Origin of the sequence: Nocardia sp. NPDC050710, from assembly GCF_040654375.1 — a bacterium.
Classification (GTDB): domain Bacteria; phylum Actinomycetota; class Actinomycetes; order Mycobacteriales; family Mycobacteriaceae; genus Nocardia.
The window spans coordinates 63199-84248 of record NZ_JBFAHV010000017.1; the positions used below are offsets into that span (position 1 = coordinate 63199).

Here is a 21050-nt window from a genome sequence, read left to right on the forward strand (position 1 = left end):
TGTGAAGGCGTATGCCATCAATTTAGAAGTGATGGCACCTGCCGTCAAATGCCTGCGGGTCGCCTCCCCGCCGGACAACGACGAAGGCCCGCCCACCTCGTTCGGAGGTGGGCGGGCCGTTCAGGAGGCTCGGCGCTCGTTCTAGCGGTAGATCGCGCGGTAGGCCGTGATGGTCGCGACGCAGTGATCGATGATCTGTTCCCGGGTGGCGCGCAGTGACCCGTTCAGCCATGCGGAGAACATGCCCGCATTGCCGCTGGCCATGGTCACCGCGGCCAGCCTGCGCCGGACCGGATCCTCGATATGCGCGAACAGGTGATCCTGGATGAGCCGAGTGAAGGCGGGCATCACCGCGATGGTGGTCTGGCCGAGCCCGGTGCTCGAATACGGCTCCACCAGGAACAACCGGGACTTGCGCGGATCCTCGAGCACCTTGTCGACCAGTACCTCCGAGAGCGTGTGGTCCCGGCTCGGATCGTCGGCGACCGCGAACGCCGTCATCGGATCCAGGAATTCGGCCGCCACCTCCCGGTACAGCACGTCGAGTAGTTCGTCACGGCTGCCGAAGCTCTCATAGAAATAGCGGTCCGTGAGATTGGCCCGCCTGCACACCGCGCGCATGGTGACGCCGGCGGCACCGGCCTCCCCGATCAGATCCAGCGCGGCCTCCAGCAGCGCGGTGCGGCGAGCCTCGCGGCGCTCGGTGAGCGTCGTCCCGCCCCAGATGCGGGGACCGGCGTCCTCTGATTCCTGGCCTGTCTGCACCGTCCCACACTAATGCGCCGCAGCGCGCGAACCCGCACCACCACCGGCCGAGTGTGTGCGGGCCGTCCCTCGCCGAGGCCGTGACGGCACCGGGCAGTCGAACCGGGGAGGTCGCCGCGAACCGGTTATGTGCCGCTTTCCATCGGCAGACCGGCATCGCGCCAGGCGATGATCCCACCCTCCAGGCTTGCCGCGTCGTAGCCGGCACGTTGCGCCAAGGCCGCGAAGCGCAACGACACCTCGCCCACCGGGCAGACGAAAACCACCGGGCGCGAACGGGGGAATGGCATCCCCTGCACGAGCATGTCGTCGAGTTGATCGTCGCGGATATTCAGCGCGCCGGGCACATGTCCGATCCGATAGGCCATGGCGCCGCGGGTATCGATGATGACCGGGCGACCCGTGAGCTCCAGCCGTGTCAGGTCGATCGGTGACAGCGTCGGTGTCGCATCGAGTTCCGCTGTGGTCGGATTCCGGCGGTGGTCGGTTCGGCCGAACAGCTCCGGCCTGCGCTTCTTGATGTAGGACAGATAGGGTTCGAGTCGGTCGCACACGATGACGACGGCCACCACCGGATCGGTGGTGGCCGTCGAAAGATCCAGCGCCCCCAGCGTTTCCAGCGCGGCCGCGTAGGCCGCCCCACTGGTGGGTCCGGCCAGGATGCCGTAGCCGGTGGCAAGCCGGAGGGTGGCGTCCACGGCGGCCCCGGACTCCACGGTGACGATCCGATCGTAGAAATCGGGCTGGAACAGGCCCACGTCCCACATCTCGGTTTCGGAGCGGATACCGGGAATGAAGTCCGACCGCTCCGAAACGACGGCGATGGTGCGCATTTCGGGATTGTATTTGCGCAGATAGGTGGCCGCCCCACGGGTCGAACCGGTGGTCCCGAGCCCGCCGATCAGATAGTCGACCCGGGTGCCGCCATCGGCGGACAGATCCTCATGGATCTCGCGGCCGGTGCCCTCGCTGTGGGCCTCGATATTCTTCTCGTTGGTGTACTGCGACGGATGGTGGTACGCGCCCGGCTCTTTGGCCATGGTCGATTCGATCACCGAGTACACGTCATTGGGGGTGGTCGGATCCGGACATTCGGAAAGGCCGGGCAATTCCACGATTTCGGTGCCGAGCAACTGCAACAGGTCGCGTACCTCGGCCACCTTGATGCGGTTGGTCACCGCGCGCAGCCCGATGCCGTGCAGCGCGCCGAGGATTCGCAGCGCCTTCGCGGTATTGCCGCTCGAGGCCTCGATGAGGGTCTGTCCGGCCGCGCCGATCTCGTCGAGTTCGTCGCGGATCATGCCCCACGCCACCCGGTCCTTGACCGAGCCGAACGGGTTGTAGGACTCCAGTTTCGCGTACAGCTCGACCTTGTCGAGCCCGTGTACGGCGGGGTCGAGGCGCAGCAGCGGGGTGTTGCCGATCAATTCGGTGATGTGGTCGTAGCGCATTACGGCGCCCCGGTGGAACGGCGGGGAGCCTGCGGACGCCGCGGGCCGCGGGGGGGAGTGCCTCTCGGTGGGAGCCCGACCGGAATATGCGGCTCGTAGTCGATATCCCGGCATACCTGGAAACTGCCCGCCCGGTGTGCGACAGCCAGTTTCGCGGGCACCGGGTGCATGGAGGCCGAGGCGGCCGACAGATCCATGTGGTAGGCGGCGGTATTCGGGAACACCACCAGATCGCCCGGCCGCGGGCAGCGCGCCAACCACACCTTGTGATTGGTGATCAGATCTCGCTCCAGGCACAGGTGCCCGGCGAAATACACGCCGACCGGACCGGTCTCGGCAGCCGGGCGCAGCGCGGGCGCGGTATCGGCCGCTGACCGCAGCGGTCGCACCGTGCCATCACCGAATTCGACCGGCAGTGCGGCGGATTCGTGCGCGGCGCTGGGCAGCACGATCGGATCGACCATCACCTCCTGGTCGGCGGGTGTCACCGAATCCCGGCTGAGGTCGACATTCACCAGTACCGTCCCGTCGGCGAGCTCCTTGACGAACACCACTCTGGCCACGGTAACCCCCGCGTGGTCGACCAGCGCCTTGCCCGGTTCCAGCCACACGGTCAGCAGATTGTCCCCGGCGACCTGCGCGACGGTGCGACCGCCGTGACGCTCCAGGGGTGCGGTGAGCAGATCGTCCAGCATCCTGGTCGCCGGAATCGTATTGGCGTACTTGTGGAAGACGGGCGTGCCGTGCACCGCGCCACCCTCGATGTGGTAGCCGAAGGTGTTGTTCGCCCAACTCATCGACTCACCGCGGCCGAGCAGCGCCTCCCGCAGTGAGCGCACATATCCGTCGAACCGATCCGCGTCGGCGGTGAACACCTGCCGGAACCCACCACCGATATTCAGCACCGTCGGCGCGAGGTGGTGACTGTAGGCCTGTTCGACCAGATTCAGACAGGCGTCGATGGCCCGGACGCGCTCGGCGGGCTCGCCGGAGTCGATGTGAAAGGCGAAGCCGAGGAATGCGATTCGGCCGCGATGGGCCGACAGAATGTCGAAGGCGCGATCCATATGCCCGATCGGCACCCCGAACCGGCTCATCGGCGTCCCGTCGAAACCCGAGACCCGCAGCAGTACGGGGACTTTGGCACGATCGCCGGCGAGTTCGGCGATCCGGCGCAACTCCCACAAATTGTCGACATTGATGGTGGCGCCGCAATCGATCAGATCGCGCAGGAACACATCACCCTTCGGCCCGGTCACCTCGATCCGCATCGGCCCGAATCCGGCGCCGATGGCGCTGGCCAGCTCCTGCGGGGAGGCGACATCGATCGCGATCCCGGCATGCTCCGCGGTGCGGACGAAGGCGCGGGACTGATTCACCTTGTGCGCGTAGCAGATCCGGTGCTGTGGTATCCGTTTCTCCAGCACGGCGCGCATGCGCTTCAGGTTCTCGGCGTAGACCTGCGGAAACACCAGGTGCACCGGCGAACCGAAGCGGACCAGGGTGTCTTCGACGGCGTCACGGGAATCGAGGAAGTCGCGTACCAGCGGGTGGATCTTCGCGGGTAGCGCCGGAAGCGGCGCCGTCATACCGCGGATTCCGACGGTTGCGCGGTCTGCGGGCGGTCCGCCACCGGGTTGTAGCCGCCGTCCCGGATCGCCTCGAACGCGCGGACCCGATTGCGCGGACTGCGGAATTCGGCCACCACCCGCTTGCTGATCAGGTCGATCTCGGCGACCTCGACATCCATCGACTCCAGCACCCCGGTAATGGTTCCTACGCAGTGCCTGCACGTCATATCGGGCACGTAGAACACCCGGTCCTCGGCGGTGGCGGGTCCGTCGGCGGTCGCTTCGTCCAATTCCACGGCGACCTCGGCGATCTCACAGCGCGCCGCGATCTCGGCGAAGACAGTGACGAAACGATCGACCACTACCGGCAGGATGCTGTAATGCGCGCCGTCGAGCTGATGCGGCGTGGCGGCCAGGCAGGCCGGGCGCGTCCCCGACGGCAACAGCGCGTATTGGCGGGAGATCAGATCGAGGTCGTCGTGGTACTTGGCGATGGCGTCGGCGACGCTGAGCCCCTCGACTCTGGTTGCCCGGCGCATGACGGTATGCGCATCGGCGATGGTGGTGTCCTTCATCGCGCGCAGCGTCGCCACTGTCTCGGCGGTATAGCGCACGGTCCCGTCGGGCTGGGTCGCCAGCGTCACCGGGATCATGCCACGCCGGTAGGTGGAGGCCTGTAATTCCCAGTACCAGCGGGTGGCCACCGCCGCGAAGAGGCCGGAACCGTGGATGCCCCTGGCGAATTCGGCGGCGCTGCGGTAAGGAGTCTGACGGGCCAGCAGGGCGTGCTGGGCCAGCGCGCGGCCCGTCGCCTCGATGCCGACCCGGAAGATCTCCAAGGGTTCGTGATCGGTGGTGGTGCCGTCGAGTACCGCGTGCTCGCGCGGGCCGAGTGCGGCGATGCGCTGGGCCAGTGTGGTATTCGCGTTGAGCGCGTGCCAGAGCACCAGCACGGCCTCGCGCATGGCGATCGGAACGATCGGCCCGAGGCCGTCGGCGCGGTAGTGGCCGGTATTGGGAATACCGTCGCTGTCGGTCCAGGCGATCCGGTGCGTCGCACTGGTGACCTGATAGGGGAGGCAGGGACGCATGAATCGGTCCAGGTAGAGCCGCTGCGAATAGGTGAGATGACTATTGGGCTCGGTACGCAGTGCGGTGCAGGTGAACTCGATGCGGCGCGGCTCGGGCGCGACGAGCGGACCCTCGAACAGCCCGGGGTGGGCTAGTCCTGCCAGGACCCGGGATGCGGCTCTCCGGTCGTAGCGCGGATTGTCGCTGCGCTCGGTCACGAAACCTCCTCGGCAATCGTCATGACGCACTGGATGAACCGATCGATCTCCTCGACGGTGTTGTAGATATGGGTGCTGACACGCACCGAGTCGAGGTCCTCGGCGTCCCCGTTCGACGAGGTGCAGTGCAGGCCGGTGCGGACCAGGAAACCGAGTTCGCTCAACACGAAACCCACATCCGCGGCCGATATTCCGGCCAGGGTGAAGGAGAGGATGCCGTAGCCCACGGCGCACGACGCGTGCGCGGGACCCGGCAGGAAGTCCAATCCGGGCACCTGCCTCAACCCGTCGATGAGATGCAGCGTGAGCTCACGATTGTGCGCCGCGATCACCCCGAGGTCGAACGACTCCAACACCTCGAGCGCGCTGCCGAGCGCGAGAATTCCGGGAATGTTGTACGTGCCGCCCTCCAGCAGATCCGGCATGCCGGTGGCCGTCAAACCGGTTTCGGTCAGCCGCACCCCGGTATTGCCGCCGGGTAGGAAGGGGAGCAGCCGATCATGCATTCGCCGATGGCAGTAGAGGATTCCGGTGCCGGGCGCGCCGAACATCTTGTGCGCGGCGAAGATCGCGAAATCGGCGCCGAGCTCGGTGACATCGACCGGGAGGTGCCCGCCGCTCTGACTACAGTCGAAACACAGCAGGATCGCGGGATCGATCCGGCCTCGCAACTCCTCCAGGGTGGTGCGGCCACCGAAGACATGGTGCACATGACTGGTGGTGATGAGCCGGGTGCGCGGGGTGATCTTGGCGAAAATATCGGCGGTATCGGCCTCGCCGGCGTCGGTGATCCGGTAGGGCACCAGCTCGATGTGGCGGCCGAACCGCTCGAGCAGCTGACGCAGGTGGTGCCACGGGTAGACATTGGAAGCGTGGTCGCGAGGGTTGTAGAGGATCTGGTCACCGTCGGTGAGCGCGGCCAGCCCCCATGACAGGGCGACGGCATTCAGCGCGGCGGTGGCGCCCGCGGTGAAGACCACTTCGTCCGGGTGCGCGGCCCCGATGAATGTCGCGGTACGGTCGCGGACCCGCGTGAGCTGGGTGCTGAGACCGGTCGCCCACGGATACGTGCCGCGGCCGGCGTTGGCGGTCCGAGACGCGTGATAGCGATGGACGGTCTCGATCACCGGTAGCGGCTTCTGGGTGGTGGCCGCGCTGTCGAGGTACACCACATTCGATTCGGCCAGCGCCGGGAACATCGCGCGGACCATGGCGCGCATGGGCTCCGGGGGAGTCGTGGGCCGCGCGCCCGGCGGCGGTAGCCGCGTGGCCGACGGCCGGGCGACACCCGACCCGGGCGCAGGTGACCGCAAATGACGCTCCCTCCGCAGGATGCGATGGACGTCACCAACGATACGCACTTTTCGGAATCTTCGAAGGTTTCACGTGGACAACGTCTTTCATGCCGCGGCGGCATGTCATGCCGCCGCTGTCCGCGCATCGACCGGCTGAATCGAGGCTGGTCTCAGTACCTGCCCTGCAAGTACTCGACCAGGTGCTGGCGTTCGGTGGCGAGTTCGGAGATGGCGCTCTTCACCACATCGCCGATGCTGACGATTCCGATCATCCGGCCGTCTTCCACCACCGGCAGGTGCCGGATGCGGTGCTCGGTCATGGTGTTGCGCAGCCCGTCGACGCGGTCGTCGGGGGCGCAGGTGCGCACATCGGCGGTCATGATCGCCGAGACCGGGATATCGAGCAGGGCCGCGCCGTGCTGATGCAGGCTGCGGACCACGTCTCGCTCGGAGACGATGCCGACGATCGTCACTCCGTCGGGCGAGACCACCACCGCTCCGATGTTCTTGACGGCAAGGGTATCGAGCAGGCTGCGCACCGTAGTCTCGGGCGTGACGGTCGCGACGTCGCTGCCCTTCCTACGCAAGATCTCCGCGATTCGCATATTTACACCATCCAGGGGCACGGGGTTCCAGGATCCCGCGTTATTCGCGTGGTGACCAGCACGAATTCGAAACAACCCTCACAAGCGGCGGGCGACGCTGCGATCGAGGTCGCGGGCGAGCAACGCGATGGCCGCCTGTGAGATGCCCGCCGAGGTGGCCAGGTCGATGGTGGTGAGCTGGGCGATGCGGCGCAGCCGGTAGTCGACGGTGTTCGGGTGCACATACAGCTGACGCGCGGTGAGCTGGCGATTCATATCGTTGCCGAGGTACGCGCGCATGGTGTCGAAGAGCTCGGGATGCGCGTCCAGCGGGTCCAGGATGGTGGCGATGCGGCGGGTGGCTGGGCCGCCGCGAGTGAGCTGATACTCCACCGCCAGGTCGGCCATCTCATAGAGACCGGGGACGCGACCGCCGACCCGCACAAGATTGAGCAGCTCATGGGCCTGATCGGCGGATTCGGGCACCTGGTCGGTATCGCTGGCGACGAGCGTGGCCGTCAGCGGCACCTCGGCGGCCTCGGCCAACACCGCGAGCACCTCGGCGGTGAGCACCGGCCCCTCGTCGCCGATGGGGATGAGCAGCGTGCCGCCCTTGGTGGAAAGCAATGCCAGCGCGCGGGATTCGAAGGCGGTCGCGAGTCCGGACTGTAGTCGTCGTAGTTTGCGGCGCGCGGCGACATGCGCGTCGACCCGGGGATCGCGCTCGTCCGGGTGCTCCGGAATCGACAGCGCCACCACCTGATACGACTCCGCGATCGGAATGCCCGCCTGCCGCGCCAGCGCCGAACTGCCGCGGCCGCTGAGTAGAGCCGAGGCCAGGGTCTGGCTGGCGGTCTGGTGCTCACGGGCGACGAGGTGCTGCTCGTCGACATAGGCGTCGGACACGGCCACGGTGATGGCCTCCAGCAGCTCCAGCATCAGATCGGTGGCGACAAGCAGTTCGTCCACGTCGTCGGCCTTGGCGCGCGCCGTGACCAGGCCGAACGCGATCCGCAGCCCCTCGTGGTAGGCGCGCAGGATGGTGCCGAGCGGCACCGCCTCCCTGGCCCATTGGGCGGCCGCCTCGCGGACCTCGGTGAGCCGTTCCTCATTCGGAACCGCACGTCGGTCGAACATTTCGGCGGCTAGTGCCAGACAGCTGCGGGTCATCTTGGTGACATCCCCGCGCAGTTGCTCGCCGGGCAGCGTTCGACAGGGCGCCATGCAGGTGGCGAAGTAGCCGACCATTCGCGAGGCGACCCGGTCGGTGTTCTGTAGGGGCACCGATGCCGGCTGGCCGCCGATTTCGAGCGCCGAGTCGGCGAGATCGGTGGACAGGTCCAGCGCGGAGAAGGTCATACGTGTCGCTCCAGTGGCTATCAGGCGTAATAGATCTGCGCCCGAATTGTTGCATCACTATACGAAACAGTTATGAGCATGGCGAGGGTTCGGTGAGATCGATTGCACCGCGCCTCGTTGTGCATAGCTCGAATCGCGTCCCGCCGCGATGGTGGGAAGCTCCATACCCTGCGATTTCTCCCGGTGCGGATGTCGCGCGCCATTAGCGTGGCCTGCGGCTTCGACGCCGACGGTGGGTGTAGGGAGGTTTGCGCAAGATGACGAATTCGGCCGGAAGCGGCCGTGGGTTCCGTCCGGCGTGGTGATCGTGGGGACCACGGTACAGGTGGCCGGGCTCGGTTCCCCCGGTGCGCCCGCCGAGCCGGTGCGAGTGCCGACCGAGCGGGGCGGGGGCCGATCAAGCGGCAGGCCGAACACGGGGTGGGCCGAACAAGCGGGCAGGCCGAACAAGCGGCAGGCCGAACAAGCGGGCAGGCCGAACAAGCGGGCAGGCCGACTACATCGATGCCGGGCGCCCGCGGCCGGTGGTGTCGATGCACGGCCGAGGGCGGGCTCCGCCGATCAAGTGCTCGCCGCCACGGGTGCGGAGCGGGCGGACGTGGTCGCGCACTCACGGGGCGGCACGGTCACCGACCCGGTACCTGAAGTTCGGGTGCGGCGCGGAAAAGATCCAGCGGCCCGTCGGTTTCGGCGTCATCTACCACGGCGCCGCGCCGGTGGGCTCAGCCGTCGTAACCATCCAGGGCTGCGCCACCGTCGATTTCGTGCTCGATCGCCACGGCGGCATAGTGCTGTCCCCTGGCTCGCAGCTGGGCGATGCGGTGATGCAGCGCCTCGGTGCCGTAGGCGGCGGCCACATCGGCGATGCCCAATCTGCGGGAACGATGTAATGGCTGGTCCATGCGTCGCCTCTGGACTCTGACGCACATAAGCCCGTGTGGCGATGCCGGCACGGGCCCGGGTGCGAATCCATGATCTATCGTGCACGATCTTAATGCGGTGTTCGACACGGATGCAAGAACATTCGCACGAACATTAATGCGTGCTAGGTGATTTGGGAGCTACTCGTCGTCCAGTCCGGCTGACAGATAGGCCGCCGCCGCCAGCCATTGCCTGCACTGCGGGCCGTGTACCTCGTGTAGGTACAGGATCTCGCGGGCGCGACGATAGGTGAGCCCACCGGGCTCGCTGCCACAGTCGGTGGTAGTGCGGTCGGGAACGATTCGGGGCCCCAAGGTTTCGATGCCGGCGCCCGCAACGGCGACGCGGCGGGGACCTTGGAATGCCTGGCTCATGGCGACCGCCCCTCGCATATGTCTTGGGGGAGGCGAAATGTGGCGACGCCGGTACCTACTCCCTGCGTACCTCCCCGTTCTCGGCTCCGAGTTTATGCGTCTGTGCCTTACAGATGCAAGCACATTTGCACGAACGACCAACAGGTATGGGAAATCGCCAGATATAAAACCGAAAGGTATGAAAACGGCGATTTCCGACCTACCGGTCGGAAATCGCCGTGGCACCACTGAAATTCGCTCGGACCTCGCTCAGGGTTTGCGGGCGACGGCGCCATATGCCGAGATCGGCCGTATCTCGCCGACCTCGGCATCGGCGGCGCGCCACTGGGTGATGGAGGTGAATCCGGGATCGACCATCTCGAGTCCGTCGAAGACGGCCCGGATCTGATCCTGGGGGCGCGGAACATAGGGAACGCCACCGGTTCCGGTGTAGTTCTCGCAAAGGGTCACGTAGGCCTTGCTGTCGTCGGTGCCATCCCACATCACCAGGTAGCTGCCCGACGGGACGGAGTCCATCACCGTACGCACGATGCGCAACAGGTCGTCGTAGGTCTTGGCATGTCCGAGCACCCCCATGAACATGACGCCGATGGGCTCGTTGAAGTTGAGCACGTTCCTGGCGTCGGAGATGATCTGCTCCGGGAAGTGGAAGTCCGAATCTATATAGGTGGTAACACCTTCCGGTGTGGTGCTGGTCAGCAATGCCCGGGCGTGGGTGAGCACCAGCGGATCGTTGTCGACGTAGACGATCTTGGATTCGGGCGCCACGCTCTGCGCCACCTCGTGGGTGTTCTGCATGGTGGGCAGGCCGGTACCGATGTCGAGGAACTGGCGAATACCGATCTCGCTGGCCAGGAACCGCACCGCGCGGATGAGGAACTGCCGGGACTGCACCGCCATCGTGGTGATGTCGGGGTCGACCTCGACGCCCGCGTCACCGGCGACCCGATCGATTTCGTAGTAGTCCTTACCGCCCATCCAGTAGTTCCAAATTCGGGCTGAATGTGGAATATCGGTTCGGATGAGCGGTGCGTGGTCTTCGGGCATTGCGGTGAGCTCCTCAGCAAGCGTGTACTGCGGCACGCCGCGAACGGGTGTCGCGAATGGCTGGTACATCGGATGTGCACTGTGACAGTACAAGATTCGAACCGGGGAAGCGGCGGGGATCAGTGACCTGAACACCTGATTTCCGACGTATGGGCCCGAACCTTCGAGAAAGCCGACCGGTAGGTACCAATTATGTTGCCCGACAGGGTGAACTTCGTGCTATCGTCCACATGCCGGTGCAAATGCAAGAACATTTGAGCGTGCATCTGCAAGACCGGCGACTCTCATCTCTACACTGGCGTGATCGAGGAGTGGGGAAATGTCGGATACATCTGCGCACAAGATCGAAAGTGCGTGGCGTAAGAGTTCCTTCAGCGGCCCGAACGGCGGCAACTGCGTCGAAGTGGCCGAGGCATCCAACGGTCTTGTGGCCGTGCGCAACTCGCGGGACCCGGAAGGGGGTGTGCTGTTCTACACCCGACCGGAGATCGACGCGTTCGTTCGCGGCGCGAAGGCCGGAGAGTTCGACGATTTGACTAGCTGAAAGGTAACATTGCGGTCGGTGCGGTGTGTTTCGCGACGTCGCTTGTATGACACACTGGTGGGCAACCTCGAGTATCGGAGACGAACTCCATGATCGCAGAACCCGATGACGACGGTCGTGTGCAATCAGTTGTCGCCGAACGTGGTCCGACTGTGCTTCGGATCGCGCTCGGTGGCCAGTTACGCAAACTCCGGGAGAGTCGAAGTATCACCCGAGAGGCCGCGGGAGATGCGATCCGTGGTTCGCATGCCAAGATCAGCCGCCTCGAGTTGGGTCGCACCGGCTTCAAGGAACGGGATATCCGCGACCTGCTGACCCTGTACGGGGTCATCGATCCCGCGGAGCGTGAGGCGTTCCTGGATCTGGCGCGACAGGCGAACGAGCCCGGCTGGTGGCATCGCTACAGTGACCTGCTGCCGTCCTGGTTCGGGACGTATCTGGGGCTGGAGCAGGCGGCGCGCAAGATCCGTACCTACGAGGCGCATTTGGTTCCGGGATTATTACAGACCCCGGACTACGCCCGGGCCGTTCTCGCGCTCGGCAGCGACGACGCCGATACCGATCGCCGCGTCGCGGTGCGCCAGCGCAGGCAGGAGTTGCTGTTCCGGAACGATCCGCCGATCGTGTGGGCCGTCATCGACGAAGCGGCCGTGCACCGCCCGGTCGGCGGTCCGCGCGTGCATCGCGAACAGATGGAACATCTGATCAAGCTCGCCGACCTACCCAATGTCACGATTCAGGTGCTGCCGTACTCGGCGGGCGAGCACGCCGCCGCGGGCAGTTCCTTCAGCATCCTGCGCTTCGCCGAGCCGGAACTCCCCGACATCGTGTACTTGGAGCATCTCACCAGCGCGCTCTACCTGGATCGCAGGCAGGATCTGGCGCTGTATCTGTCGGTCATGGACCGGCTGAGCGTCCAGGCGCTGCCTCCGGAGAAGTCGGTCGAGCTGCTCGCGCGATACGCCGCGGAGCTGTAGACCGAGACTGTTACCGAAATCGGGTGCGCGCCGAATCCGTTCGGCACGCACCCGGTTGTCTTTTCGCCCTGCATCGCCGCGATGAGGCTGGTACGGACAGACCCGAGGGATCCCGGCCACCGTCAGCGGAACATATGCGGCGAATAATCGGCGCGACAGGGGGTTTCGCAAGACAGGGGGTAATTCACCGCCCGTGCGATGCGGAAGTTCCGGCACACTGGACGGCGGTCCGGCGCGCGTCCCGAAGACGGCCGCGGCCGACGACGGACCCGCGTGCCGGGGCGTCGCGGCTACTGCTTGATGAAGCTCGACGCGATACGCCAGAACGTGGCGGGCTGCAGGGCGTTCATATCCCAATCGTCGGCCAGCGCGTGCGCGGTGGAGACGATCCGGTCGATGTCGAAATCGTTCCTGGTGGCCGCACCGGTGGACTCGACGGCATCGATGACGAATGCGACTGCGGTTTCCCGCGAGTACATGGTATTCCTGTGGCCGCTGCGGGCCGAGGGTGTGCTCATAGTTGTTGTACCGTTCGCTGGCTGGTCGGCCAGTGCGGCATCGGCGTATCCGAGCCGGCCGCCGGAAAGTGGTTGGTTCATCAGAACGCCCCTGACGTTTGGCGGCAGCAAACCCATGGCGACATGGCCGTCGGTTCGCTCACGCGGCCTCCCCTGGTTGTCCCCTGTAAAGCACTGCGGGACTGAGTTTAGGTCGGCTGGGCTTTCAGATGCAAGTACATCTGCACGATCGATTGCATTCGCACAAACCATTTTTCAGGATTCCAGGCGCTGTTCGCGTCGTTCCGACCGGGCGGTTCGGTCGGGTCATCCGCTCCATCCCACGCGCGAGCGCGGTCAGGGTGGTCGATGTGTGCGGTCGCCGGTCATGGACTGCCAGCTGAGCAGGGCAAAGGAAAGAGGGTGTACCTCGGCCTTTTCATCACGGGCGTCGGCATGGTCGCCGCGTTGCCGGTGCCCGCCGCCACCGGGACTACGGATCGCGCGAGGGGTTCGGTCCAGGTCGGCGGTGCAATCCTGCGCCCAGGAGCGTCCTGCTACCGACATTCATGTCGAACCGGCCGCGCCCGTGCGGTGGGTGCGGCAGTACATCGAGTGACCCCCGCACCGTCGCCCCGGCATCAATACGGCTGCGCGCCATCGCGTTCGGTTACCTTCTAGCTAACGGTCATTGCCACGGCGTCGGTCACCGGGGTCGACCCCGCGATGAGCTCCAGGGTGGCGCCCGCGGTCTCCGGTGTGTGCAGCAACTCGGCGATGACCGTGGCCACATCGGCTCGCGGAATATCGCCGCGGCCCAGCGGGGGTGCGCTCAAGGTGACCAGACCGGTGCCCGGTGTATCCACCAGTCGGCCGGGACGCAGGATCGTCCAGTCCAGCGCGCGGCTCCGGAGGTCTTCCTCCGCTTGCGTTTTGGCATCGATATAGGCGGCCCATACCTCATCGGTTCCCCCGGCGGGTGGCTGACCGGCGCCCATCGTGGAGATCTGGACGAATCTGCGGACGCCGGCGTGTTCGGCCGCCTCGGCGAGCAGTACCGAGCCGTCCCGGTCGACCGTGTACTTGCGCGCCGCACCGCTGCCCGGCCCCGCACCCGCGGCGAAAACGATTGCGTCCGAACCCTTCACGAGCGCCGTCAGCTCTACGCCGGTGGCCTGTTCGAGATCGAAGACGAGAGGACGGGCGCCGGTCGCGGCGACCTCGTCGGCGTGCTGTGGATTGCGTATGAGGCTTTCCACGGTATCGCCGCGCCGTGCCGCCGCTTCGGCGAGCAGCAGAGCGATCTTCCCGTGGCCGCCCGCAATGACAATGTGCATCGATCGATCCTCTCGGTAGACGGTGCGATGATCCGGTAGCCCGGCGTTATCACGATGTCGTCCGGCGGACGTTCAGCGCTCGGGGCCGCCGGGGTTGCACGAGGCCGCAACCGTGGCCTGATATCCGACCGCGGGCCGCCAGGGCTCGAGATTCCAGCTCGGCTTGTTCGGTTGCACCAGCCGGGCCCATTCCCAGTGGCAGATGAACTGGTCGCGCATGCCGGGCGTCTGGGCATCGGGGGATTGTGCGAGTACCTCCTGCCAAGCGCGTTCGTCGGAGCCGGGAAAGGTAGTGCGCCGCCCCGCCGTGGACGGGTACACGAGTAATCGCGTGCCGTCCACGGCCTCGGTCCACTCCACGTGGTCGATGAGGGGCACATCGGCGTACGGGTCCACCGTGGGCAAGACGGCGACCGGTGTGGCCGGTGTCGTCGAGGTGGTGGTGGCCGGCGCGGGTGTTGCCGCGGTACCCGGAGCGGCTGCGGTGTCCTCGGATCCGCAGCCCGCGGCCAGTACCGGCACCAATGTCACGCAGGCCAATGCGGCGGTGCGGGCAATCAGCGATCGGCGGTGCACGCGTCCTCGCGATATGGATGTCACCGTCGATCCTCCCGCGTTCGTCGTCGGCCCGCGGTCGCCCACGCGCCCAACCGAGCGTAGTCACTGCCCGCGTCGCGCGAGGCGCGCGTGGTGCGGGACACCGATTGTGGTGTCTTGCCGAGCCGGCCGGAACTGGTGATAGTCGGTCGGTGATGCGGAGTCGGATGGTCGCGGGTGCGATGGGGGTGCTGGTTGCGGCGACCGTCGCTGTGGCGGTGCCCGCGGCGGCGCAGCCGGGGGATGCGCCGGGTGTGGTGATCGACGTGTCGGCGGTGCCGGACCAGGTGTGGGTCGAGGAGGCCGACGCGGGATACCGGATGACGTACTGGTCGCGCGGCCCGCGCGGTCCGATGCGCAGCACCGCCGTGATCTACCTGCCACCGGGGTCACCGCCGCCGGGCGGGTGGCCGATCGTCGCCTACGCGCACGGCAGCGTGGGCATCGCCGATCATTGCGCGTTCACGTTGCAGCGCCGTGACTACTACCTGGACACCGTCTACCCGGGGCTGTTGCGGGCGGGCTACGCAGTGGTGATCTCGGACTACGTGGGACTCGGTACGCCGGGCACCCACCCGTACCTGGACGGCCCGTCGCAGGCCCGCAGCGTTATCGACGGGGTGCGGGCGGCGCGAACGGTGGTCCCGGAGCTGAGTGTCCGATGGGCGGTGCTCGGACAGTCACAAGGCGGCCAGACCGCGCTGTTCACCGCGCGGACCGCATCCGAGGACGCGCCGGAGCTCGACTTTCGCGGCGCCGCGGCCACCGGCACGCCGTCGAATCTCGAGCTGATCGCGCCCCTGCTCGGCCCGTGGGTGCCACGGTTGCCGCTGCGGGTGACGACCGCCTACTTCGCCATGATTGTCGCCGGATTGCGGGCCACCGCGCCGGAGCTCGATGTCGACCGCTACCTCACGCCGACCGGACGCGAAGTGTTGCGAGTGGTCGAGGAGAACTGTGTGGCCGAGGCCGACGAACTGGTACGCGGCATCTCCATCGGGGAAATGCTGAACGGGCCGCTCCAGGACCGGGAATTGGCGCTGGCGGTGCGCTCGATGTTGGAGATTCCCACCACTGGATATTCGGCGCCGTTGTTCCTCGGGCAGGGCGTCGCCGATCTGGAGGTGCCCGCGCCGCTGAGTGTCAAGCTGATCACCGAACTGACGCTGGGCGGTGCGGATCTGCAGGTCGGTGTCTATCCCGGGGACCACCTCGGCGCGGCGCGTCAGGCGTATCCGGATGCGGTGGACTTTCTGCGCCGGGTACTGGATCGTCCGTGACGAGCCGCTCAGCGCCAGAGCGAGCGGCACGGCAGCGGGCGTAGATCCGGCCGGATTCTGCCGTCCACCGTGACCGTCAGCCCGGCATGCACGGCGGCCGAGGTGAACTCCCACGCCTCGGTGCTGGTGGCCGCGTACTCCAGCACCATGGTGTCGGCCGGGGTCGGTCCGTCGAAGTAGACGGTGACACGTCGCGTCGGTATTTCCGGCGCCCGCCGGGTCGCCGTTGTCACAGTGCCGTCCATGCCACCGTCTCCCTTCCGAACCCGGCGCGATCGCGCTTCGGTAGAGAGATGACAGTAGGCCGCGCACCATGGTGCGGTATATGTTTCTATGGCCTGCTTGATATCTCACAGGACGGGCAGGGGGTCGGTGGGGACAGTCACGAGGCCCGCCGGGGCACGCCCACAACCACACTGTGCGAAACTTGTGAATTGTCAGCACGTTCCCACGTGGGCCTGCCATTCTCCGGCCGCGATGCGTTTGATGGATCCCGACGTTGGACCCAGGTGGGGAGGCAAGACGTGATTCAGGCCGCAGGCTTGAACAGCGGAGTGCGGCGCAGTAGGACCGGGCTGCGCGCACTCGGAGCGATGGCGCTCGGACTGTTGATGGTGCTCGCGGTGGCAGGTGCGGGACACAGCGCGCCGCTGTACCCCGCGCCCGACCCGGATCCGTTCTATGCGACGCCGCCCGATCTGGCGGACAAGAAGCCGGGCGATGTGCTCGGGGTGCGAGCCATGCCGCCGCTGGTGATCTTCCCGGAGACCACCGTGACGCTGATTCGCTTCCGCTCCACCAATTCCGAGGGCAAGCCGATCGCGGCCACCACCACGGTGCTGACGCCGCGCGCGCACCGCAAGGACGGGCCACTGCTGTCCTTCCAGCACATCATCAACGGCCTCGGCTCGGAATGTTCGGTGTCTCGGGTGCTCTACACCGGTGACCCGAATCTGATCGTGCGCGAGGCGCCGGGCTGGAATGTGCTGCTCGCCCGCGGCTGGAGCGTCGCGCTGCCGGATCACCTCGGTCCGCAATTCGCTTACGGCGCGGCCAAATTGGGCGGACAGATCACCCTCGACGGTATCCGCGCGGCCAAGCGGGTATCCGACCTTCAGGTCGCGCAGAGCCCGGTGGCCATGGTCGGCTACTCCGGCGGCGGCATGGCTACCGCGTGGGCGGCGGCGCTGGCTCCGCGCTACGCACCCGAACTGGAGATCGCGGGCGCCGCGATGGGCGGGGTGCCGATGAATCTGGTGAAGATGCTGGAGGGGCTCGGTCTCGGGTCGCATCCGGTCTTCGGGCTGGCGCTGGCCGCCGGACTCGGACTGGAGCGCGAGTATCCCGAACGGTTCCCGCTCAGTGACCAGCTGAACGATCGCGGCCTGGCCGCGCGGGACGCGATCGCGAACAGCTGCACCAACGACATCATCGCCGCGGGCGCCGGTCGTGGCGCGCTGGACTTCGCCAAATCCACCACCATGATCAACGACAGCACCGCCCGCGCGGTGGTGGAGGAGAACAGCCTCGAGCTCTATGACGGGGTGCCGAAAACTCCGGTCTTCGAATGGCATTCGCCGATCGATGGATTGGTCCCGGTGGATGCCATCGTGAATACCGATAAGCGCTGGTGCGGCGCCGGGGTGAAGGTCCAGACCGAGCAGATTCCGGTGCCGGACCATCTGACCGCCGCGGTGCTCGGCATTCCGGCGGCGCTGGGCTGGCTCGACGCACGCTTCCGCGGGGAACCCGCACCGAGCAACTGCTGAGAGTTCCGCCGGGGCGCGTGGTCCCGGCGAATGTCGCAGGGGCACATGGCCCCTGCGGCACAGGGCGCAAAGCCTCGGTTATTGCGATTCGGTGTCATGGCATGCACAAATCGGGCACGAACCGGCCTCCGATCGGGTGGTCGGGGTTAGCCTGATTTCTCTGCGCCCGGTACGACAGGGGGCATTGCGGGGGGTTCCACACACGCCCGGGCGCAGCGAAACCCGTTGTCGCACCCAGAGGCGTGTGCTATGAGATGTTTGCGTGCCATCTTCCTGACGATGCTGCTCGTATGCCCGGCGGTCGCCGGCCCGGCAGCGGCCGAGCCGGGACCCGAGCTACCAGCGATTCCGGGGCTGCCCGCGTTGCCGCCGCCTGATCTGTCGGGATTACCCGCGGTACCGGATGCTTCGGGGGCGATCCTGCCCGGCCTGCAACAGTGGATCGACGCGGTGATCCCCGCCCCGCCGATTCCCGCTGCGCCACTACCGAACTCGTCGGACGTGGAGTTGGCCACCACATCGCCCGCCTTGCTGGCGCTGCACCGGGCGGTGCTTCCCGCGGCGGTCCGCGATCCGATCTTCGACGCGTGGCCCGTGAACCTGGCCGAGTTCGCGCCGGGGGAGCTGATCGAGGTGCGCGATGTCACGACCACCGCGGCGGCGCTGGTGCTGATGCCGTTCCAGCAGGCATTGCTGCTGAAGTTCCGCACCACCGACTCCCACGGGCAACCGTCGTTCGCCACCGCGACACTGGTTCTGCCGACCGGCGCCTGGTCCGGTCCGGGCATGCGGCCGGTGGTAGTGAACAATCTGCCGATCGACGGACTCGGTCGCGAATGCACCCCCGGGTACAGCATGGCCTACGGGTGGAATAGTGAAATCAGCATTACCGACTACATTCCCCCGACCATTCAGTTGGCGCTGCTACGCGGTTACGCGGTGCTGATCCCCGACCACGAGGGGCCGTGGATGGCCTATGCGGAGCCGGTGGTCGCGGGCCACGCCGTGCTGGACTCGATCCGGGCGGTGCGCGCACTGCGACCCGACGAATTCGGTGACAGCAGGTACGGGATGGTCGGCTACTCCGGCGGGGCCATTGCCACCCACGGTGCTGTGAAGCTCATGTCCGATTACGCGCCGGAGTTGACGGAGGTCGTGGCCGGGGCCGCGTTCGGCGGTGTACCCGCCGACTACCAGATCCTTGCCCGCAGCATGGACGGCAACCTGGCCTCCGCCATCTTCATGGCGGCGGTTTTCGGCATCGCCCGCGAGCGCTCGGAAATCCTCGGCCGAATGAACCACCTGGCGCAATGGGTGGCGACCTCACCGGTGAAAGATCTGTGCGCCAGCGTATTCGGCGCCATCGGCGTGTTGATGCTGCCCATCGACATCGCGGCGAACTTCCCCGAGCCGCTGCATTCGGACTTCGCGGCCGAGATCTACCGGGTGACCCGGATGGAAGGCATGAAATCGCCTGTCCCGCTCTATATTTACAATGGCGAGCAGGAATGGTGGATCCCGGCCGAGGGCGCGCGGAACCTGTATCGCGAACAGTGTGCGCTCGGTGCGAATGCTGTTTACCGCAGCGTGCTCGGCGAGCACGTCATCGCGGCGGGCCTCGGTTATCCGGAGGCGATGACCTGGATGGATCAGCGGCTGCGGGGGGTGCCCGCACCGAACGAATGCTGAAAATCCGGTCGGCGATGGTTGCGTTCGAGCGGACGGGAACGATCTATCTCATATGACCGCGTTTCCCACACACCACGCAATGTCGGCGTCCGAAGAGGCCGAGGCCCTTGTCGGACGCCATTACCGGATGGTGGATCACTACGAGGTCGGGCGCGAGAAGATCCGTGAGTTCGCCAGGGCGTTACAGGATAGGCACCCGGCACACCAGAGCGAGGCGGCCGCCGCCGACCTGGGCTACGACGGTCTGATCGCGCCGGCGACCTTTCCCGCTATCCTCTGGACCAGCCTGCAGCGGGCGATGTTCGAGTCGCTGCTCACCGGCTACGACCTCGGTCAGGTACTGCATACCGAGCAGCGGATCCGGATGCGGCGGCCGCTGGTCGCCGGGGACCGACTGCAATCCGATTTCTTCGTGGAATCCTTCCGCCAGTTCGGTGACAAGGACTTCATGGTGATCAACAACGTGCTCACCAACCAGGACAAGGAACCCGTGCAGTCCGCGCACGCCACAGTCGTCGCGCAGACCGGCGCGGCGGTGGCTCCGGACTTGGCCAGAGCGGCCGACGGGGTGGTTCAGAGCGGTCAATCGCTGGTCGACCGGCACCGGGACGAGCGCGACCCCGACGCGGCGCTCGTGGCCTCGGGCCTTGTCGAATCTTTCGACGAGATGGCCCCCGCCGAGTTGTTCGACGAGCCGATGAAGCGGCTCCCGCGCACTACCCTGGCCTTCGAGGATGTCGCGGTCGGCACCGAACTGCCGCCGCACCGGGTGCCGCTCACCCGCGGTGATCTGGTCAACTACGCGGGCGTCTCCGGCGACGCCAACCCGATCCATTTCAGCGACCAGATCGCCAGAGCCGTGGGACTGCCCGATGTCATTTCGCACGGCCTGCTCACCATGGGCCTCGGCGCCGGATATCTGACCTCGTGGCTGGGGGATCCGGCCGCCGTCACCGACTACTGGGTGCGGTTCGCCGGGTTCGCGCCGGTCGCATCGGACCGGGCGACCGTCGTCGAATTCCGCGGCCGGGTCAAGGCCGTGGATCCCGTCCGGCGGGCGGCGACCATCAACCTCACCGGAACCTGCGGTGACCGGAAACTGTTCGGAAAAGCGACGGCGCAAGTGCTGCTGCGCTGACGCTGGGCGCCGCGCTCACGGCAGCGCCGGAATCAGTACGGTCGCCGTCTCGACCAGCAGATCGCAGGCCGCGGGGGGATCGGCCGCGGGATCGGGGCGGGAGTCGAACCGCAACCGCACCTGGCCTCCGTTCGCGGTGGCGAATACCAATGCGCAGTCGACGGTGGGATCGGCGAAATCCGGCCGGTAGCGCAGGGCGTCGCGGCCCGCGATCGTGATATCGGTGAATTCGTGGGCTCCTGGCAGGTCTCGGACTTCCTGGACGGCGGCCTTGTCGGCGGAGAAGATTCGCAACGCGGTCGTCGCACTGCTCCATCCGCACCCTGCCCACTGCGGGCCCGGAGAGATCGCGGTGTCACGGCGTTTGGTCGCGGGGTCGAGCCCGGCCTCGCGGATCAGGCCGTCCGAGATTCGCGTGCAAGGATCCCAAGACGGGGCACCGGCATTCGAGGCCGCGGGCTCGGTGGCCGAGGCGGCGCAGCCCGCGATCGGAGCGGCCAGGCAGCACAGCGCCACCAGTAGCCGCAGCAGGTCGCGGCCGAGAGTGATCATTCGGTATCGCATGC

21 protein-coding genes are annotated in these 21050 nt (G+C 66.7%); 6 read left to right on the forward strand and 15 right to left on the reverse strand.

Annotated features, from left to right (window positions below; all coding sequences use genetic code 11):
- Nucleotides 1-141 precede the first annotated feature (141 nt).
- From AB0H61_RS25445 to AB0H61_RS25490, 10 genes are all read right to left on the reverse strand, one after another.
- On the reverse strand, nucleotides 142-765 hold the full coding sequence (locus AB0H61_RS25445) for a TetR/AcrR family transcriptional regulator (RefSeq protein WP_357308938.1): 624 nt from the start codon (nucleotides 763-765) through the stop codon (nucleotides 142-144).
- Nucleotides 766-890: 125 nt separating this feature from the next.
- Nucleotides 891-2216: a pyridoxal-phosphate dependent enzyme gene (locus AB0H61_RS25450; protein ID WP_357308941.1), complete on the reverse strand. Its 1326-nt coding sequence runs from the start codon at nucleotides 2214-2216 to the stop codon at nucleotides 891-893.
- The gene (locus tag AB0H61_RS25455) at nucleotides 2216-3805 is read right to left on the reverse strand and encodes a decarboxylase (protein ID WP_357308944.1); all 1590 of its coding nucleotides are present in this window, start codon (nucleotides 3803-3805) and stop codon (nucleotides 2216-2218) included. The genes AB0H61_RS25450 and AB0H61_RS25455 overlap by 1 nt, the downstream gene beginning before the upstream one ends.
- On the reverse strand, nucleotides 3802-5076 hold the full coding sequence (locus tag AB0H61_RS25460; protein WP_357308947.1) for a heavy-metal-associated domain-containing protein: 1275 nt from the start codon (nucleotides 5074-5076) through the stop codon (nucleotides 3802-3804). The genes AB0H61_RS25455 and AB0H61_RS25460 overlap by 4 nt, the downstream gene beginning before the upstream one ends.
- Nucleotides 5073-6389 (reverse strand): aminotransferase class V-fold PLP-dependent enzyme, encoded by a 1317-nt coding sequence (locus tag AB0H61_RS25465; RefSeq protein ID WP_357308950.1) that lies wholly within the window; start codon nucleotides 6387-6389, stop codon nucleotides 5073-5075. The genes AB0H61_RS25460 and AB0H61_RS25465 overlap by 4 nt, the downstream gene beginning before the upstream one ends.
- Nucleotides 6390-6541: 152 nt before the next feature.
- Nucleotides 6542-6976, reverse strand: coding sequence for a CBS domain-containing protein (locus tag AB0H61_RS25470; RefSeq protein WP_357308953.1), 435 nt, complete (start codon nucleotides 6974-6976; stop codon nucleotides 6542-6544).
- Between the two features lie 78 nt (nucleotides 6977-7054).
- Nucleotides 7055-8314 (reverse strand): helix-turn-helix domain-containing protein, encoded by a 1260-nt coding sequence (locus AB0H61_RS25475; protein WP_357308956.1) that lies wholly within the window; start codon nucleotides 8312-8314, stop codon nucleotides 7055-7057.
- A 722-nt stretch (nucleotides 8315-9036) separates the two neighbouring features.
- Nucleotides 9037-9216, reverse strand: a complete 180-nt coding sequence (locus AB0H61_RS25480) for a hypothetical protein (protein ID WP_357308958.1) — start codon at nucleotides 9214-9216, stop codon at nucleotides 9037-9039.
- A 159-nt stretch (nucleotides 9217-9375) separates the two neighbouring features.
- Nucleotides 9376-9609, reverse strand: a complete 234-nt coding sequence (locus AB0H61_RS25485; RefSeq protein ID WP_357308961.1) for a hypothetical protein — start codon at nucleotides 9607-9609, stop codon at nucleotides 9376-9378.
- Between the two features lie 249 nt (nucleotides 9610-9858).
- Entirely contained in the window at nucleotides 9859-10656 is a 798-nt protein-coding gene (locus AB0H61_RS25490; RefSeq protein ID WP_357308964.1) for an SAM-dependent methyltransferase, read from the reverse strand.
- A 319-nt stretch (nucleotides 10657-10975) separates the two neighbouring features.
- Here AB0H61_RS25490 and AB0H61_RS25495 point away from each other — a divergent pair, with 319 nt between their 5' ends.
- Nucleotides 10976-11200 (forward strand): DUF397 domain-containing protein, encoded by a 225-nt coding sequence (locus AB0H61_RS25495; protein ID WP_357308967.1) that lies wholly within the window; start codon nucleotides 10976-10978, stop codon nucleotides 11198-11200.
- A gap of 89 nt (nucleotides 11201-11289) precedes the next feature.
- Nucleotides 11290-12177: a helix-turn-helix transcriptional regulator gene (locus AB0H61_RS25500; protein WP_357308970.1), complete on the forward strand. Its 888-nt coding sequence runs from the start codon at nucleotides 11290-11292 to the stop codon at nucleotides 12175-12177.
- A 290-nt stretch (nucleotides 12178-12467) separates the two neighbouring features.
- On the opposite strand, the gene AB0H61_RS25505 is transcribed toward AB0H61_RS25500, so the two are convergent.
- From AB0H61_RS25505 to AB0H61_RS25515, 3 genes are all read right to left on the reverse strand, one after another.
- The gene (locus AB0H61_RS25505; RefSeq protein ID WP_357308973.1) at nucleotides 12468-12656 is read right to left on the reverse strand and encodes a hypothetical protein; all 189 of its coding nucleotides are present in this window, start codon (nucleotides 12654-12656) and stop codon (nucleotides 12468-12470) included.
- Between the two features lie 695 nt (nucleotides 12657-13351).
- Nucleotides 13352-14011 carry an NAD(P)H-binding protein gene (locus AB0H61_RS25510; RefSeq protein ID WP_357308976.1) on the reverse strand — a complete coding sequence of 220 codons (660 nt, stop codon included), beginning with the start codon at nucleotides 14009-14011 and terminating at the stop codon, nucleotides 13352-13354.
- 72 nt (nucleotides 14012-14083) lie between these two features.
- Entirely contained in the window at nucleotides 14084-14611 is a 528-nt protein-coding gene (locus AB0H61_RS25515; protein WP_357308979.1) for a DUF2599 domain-containing protein, read from the reverse strand.
- A 152-nt stretch (nucleotides 14612-14763) separates the two neighbouring features.
- Here AB0H61_RS25515 and AB0H61_RS25520 point away from each other — a divergent pair, with 152 nt between their 5' ends.
- Nucleotides 14764-15888, forward strand: coding sequence for a lipase family protein (locus tag AB0H61_RS25520; RefSeq protein WP_357309264.1), 1125 nt, complete (start codon nucleotides 14764-14766; stop codon nucleotides 15886-15888).
- An 8-nt stretch (nucleotides 15889-15896) separates the two neighbouring features.
- Here AB0H61_RS25520 and AB0H61_RS25525 read toward each other — a convergent pair whose 3' ends face one another.
- Entirely contained in the window at nucleotides 15897-16133 is a 237-nt protein-coding gene (locus AB0H61_RS25525) for a hypothetical protein (RefSeq protein WP_357308982.1), read from the reverse strand.
- A 348-nt stretch (nucleotides 16134-16481) separates the two neighbouring features.
- Between AB0H61_RS25525 and AB0H61_RS25530 the strand changes: the two genes are divergently transcribed.
- From AB0H61_RS25530 to AB0H61_RS25540, 3 genes are all read left to right on the forward strand, one after another.
- Nucleotides 16482-17657, forward strand: coding sequence for a lipase family protein (locus AB0H61_RS25530; protein ID WP_357309267.1), 1176 nt, complete (start codon nucleotides 16482-16484; stop codon nucleotides 17655-17657).
- A gap of 249 nt (nucleotides 17658-17906) precedes the next feature.
- Complete coding sequence (locus AB0H61_RS25535) at nucleotides 17907-19346, forward strand: lipase family protein (protein ID WP_357308985.1); 1440 nt, start codon at nucleotides 17907-17909, stop codon at nucleotides 19344-19346.
- A 79-nt stretch (nucleotides 19347-19425) separates the two neighbouring features.
- Nucleotides 19426-20484, forward strand: coding sequence for a fused (3R)-hydroxyacyl-ACP dehydratase subunits HadA/HadB (locus AB0H61_RS25540; protein WP_357308988.1), 1059 nt, complete (start codon nucleotides 19426-19428; stop codon nucleotides 20482-20484).
- Nucleotides 20485-20499: 15 nt separating this feature from the next.
- On the opposite strand, the gene AB0H61_RS25545 is transcribed toward AB0H61_RS25540, so the two are convergent.
- Nucleotides 20500-21048 (reverse strand): DUF3558 family protein, encoded by a 549-nt coding sequence (locus tag AB0H61_RS25545; RefSeq protein WP_357308990.1) that lies wholly within the window; start codon nucleotides 21046-21048, stop codon nucleotides 20500-20502.
- Nucleotides 21049-21050 lie beyond the last annotated feature (2 nt).

Bases quoted from the DNA above. Each gene is read 5' to 3' on its own strand.
- AB0H61_RS25495 (WP_357308967.1), top strand. From the start codon at position 10,976: ATGTCGGATACATCTGCGCACAAGATCGAAAGTGCGTGGCGTAAGAGT.
- AB0H61_RS25500 (WP_357308970.1), top strand. From the start codon at position 11,290: ATGATCGCAGAACCCGATGACGACGGTCGTGTGCAATCAGTTGTCGCC.
- AB0H61_RS25450 (WP_357308941.1), bottom strand. From the start codon at position 2,216: ATGCGCTACGACCACATCACCGAATTGATCGGCAACACCCCGCTGCTG.
- AB0H61_RS25535 (WP_357308985.1), top strand. From the start codon at position 17,907: ATGAGATGTTTGCGTGCCATCTTCCTGACGATGCTGCTCGTATGCCCG.
- AB0H61_RS25505 (WP_357308973.1), bottom strand. From the start codon at position 12,656: ATGTACTCGCGGGAAACCGCAGTCGCATTCGTCATCGATGCCGTCGAG.
- AB0H61_RS25520 (WP_357309264.1), top strand. From the start codon at position 14,764: ATGCGGAGTCGGATGGTCGCGGGTGCGATGGGGGTGCTGGTTGCGGCG.
- AB0H61_RS25480 (WP_357308958.1), bottom strand. From the start codon at position 9,216: ATGGACCAGCCATTACATCGTTCCCGCAGATTGGGCATCGCCGATGTG.
- AB0H61_RS25530 (WP_357309267.1), top strand. From the start codon at position 16,482: ATGGCGCTCGGACTGTTGATGGTGCTCGCGGTGGCAGGTGCGGGACAC.
- AB0H61_RS25545 (WP_357308990.1), bottom strand. From the start codon at position 21,048: ATGCGATACCGAATGATCACTCTCGGCCGCGACCTGCTGCGGCTACTG.
- AB0H61_RS25510 (WP_357308976.1), bottom strand. From the start codon at position 14,011: ATGCACATTGTCATTGCGGGCGGCCACGGGAAGATCGCTCTGCTGCTC.
- AB0H61_RS25490 (WP_357308964.1), bottom strand. From the start codon at position 10,656: ATGCCCGAAGACCACGCACCGCTCATCCGAACCGATATTCCACATTCA.
- AB0H61_RS25540 (WP_357308988.1), top strand. From the start codon at position 19,426: ATGTCGGCGTCCGAAGAGGCCGAGGCCCTTGTCGGACGCCATTACCGG.
- AB0H61_RS25470 (WP_357308953.1), bottom strand. From the start codon at position 6,976: ATGCGAATCGCGGAGATCTTGCGTAGGAAGGGCAGCGACGTCGCGACC.
- AB0H61_RS25455 (WP_357308944.1), bottom strand. From the start codon at position 3,805: ATGACGGCGCCGCTTCCGGCGCTACCCGCGAAGATCCACCCGCTGGTA.
- AB0H61_RS25525 (WP_357308982.1), bottom strand. From the start codon at position 16,133: ATGGACGGCACTGTGACAACGGCGACCCGGCGGGCGCCGGAAATACCG.
- AB0H61_RS25475 (WP_357308956.1), bottom strand. From the start codon at position 8,314: ATGACCTTCTCCGCGCTGGACCTGTCCACCGATCTCGCCGACTCGGCG.
- AB0H61_RS25485 (WP_357308961.1), bottom strand. From the start codon at position 9,609: ATGAGCCAGGCATTCCAAGGTCCCCGCCGCGTCGCCGTTGCGGGCGCC.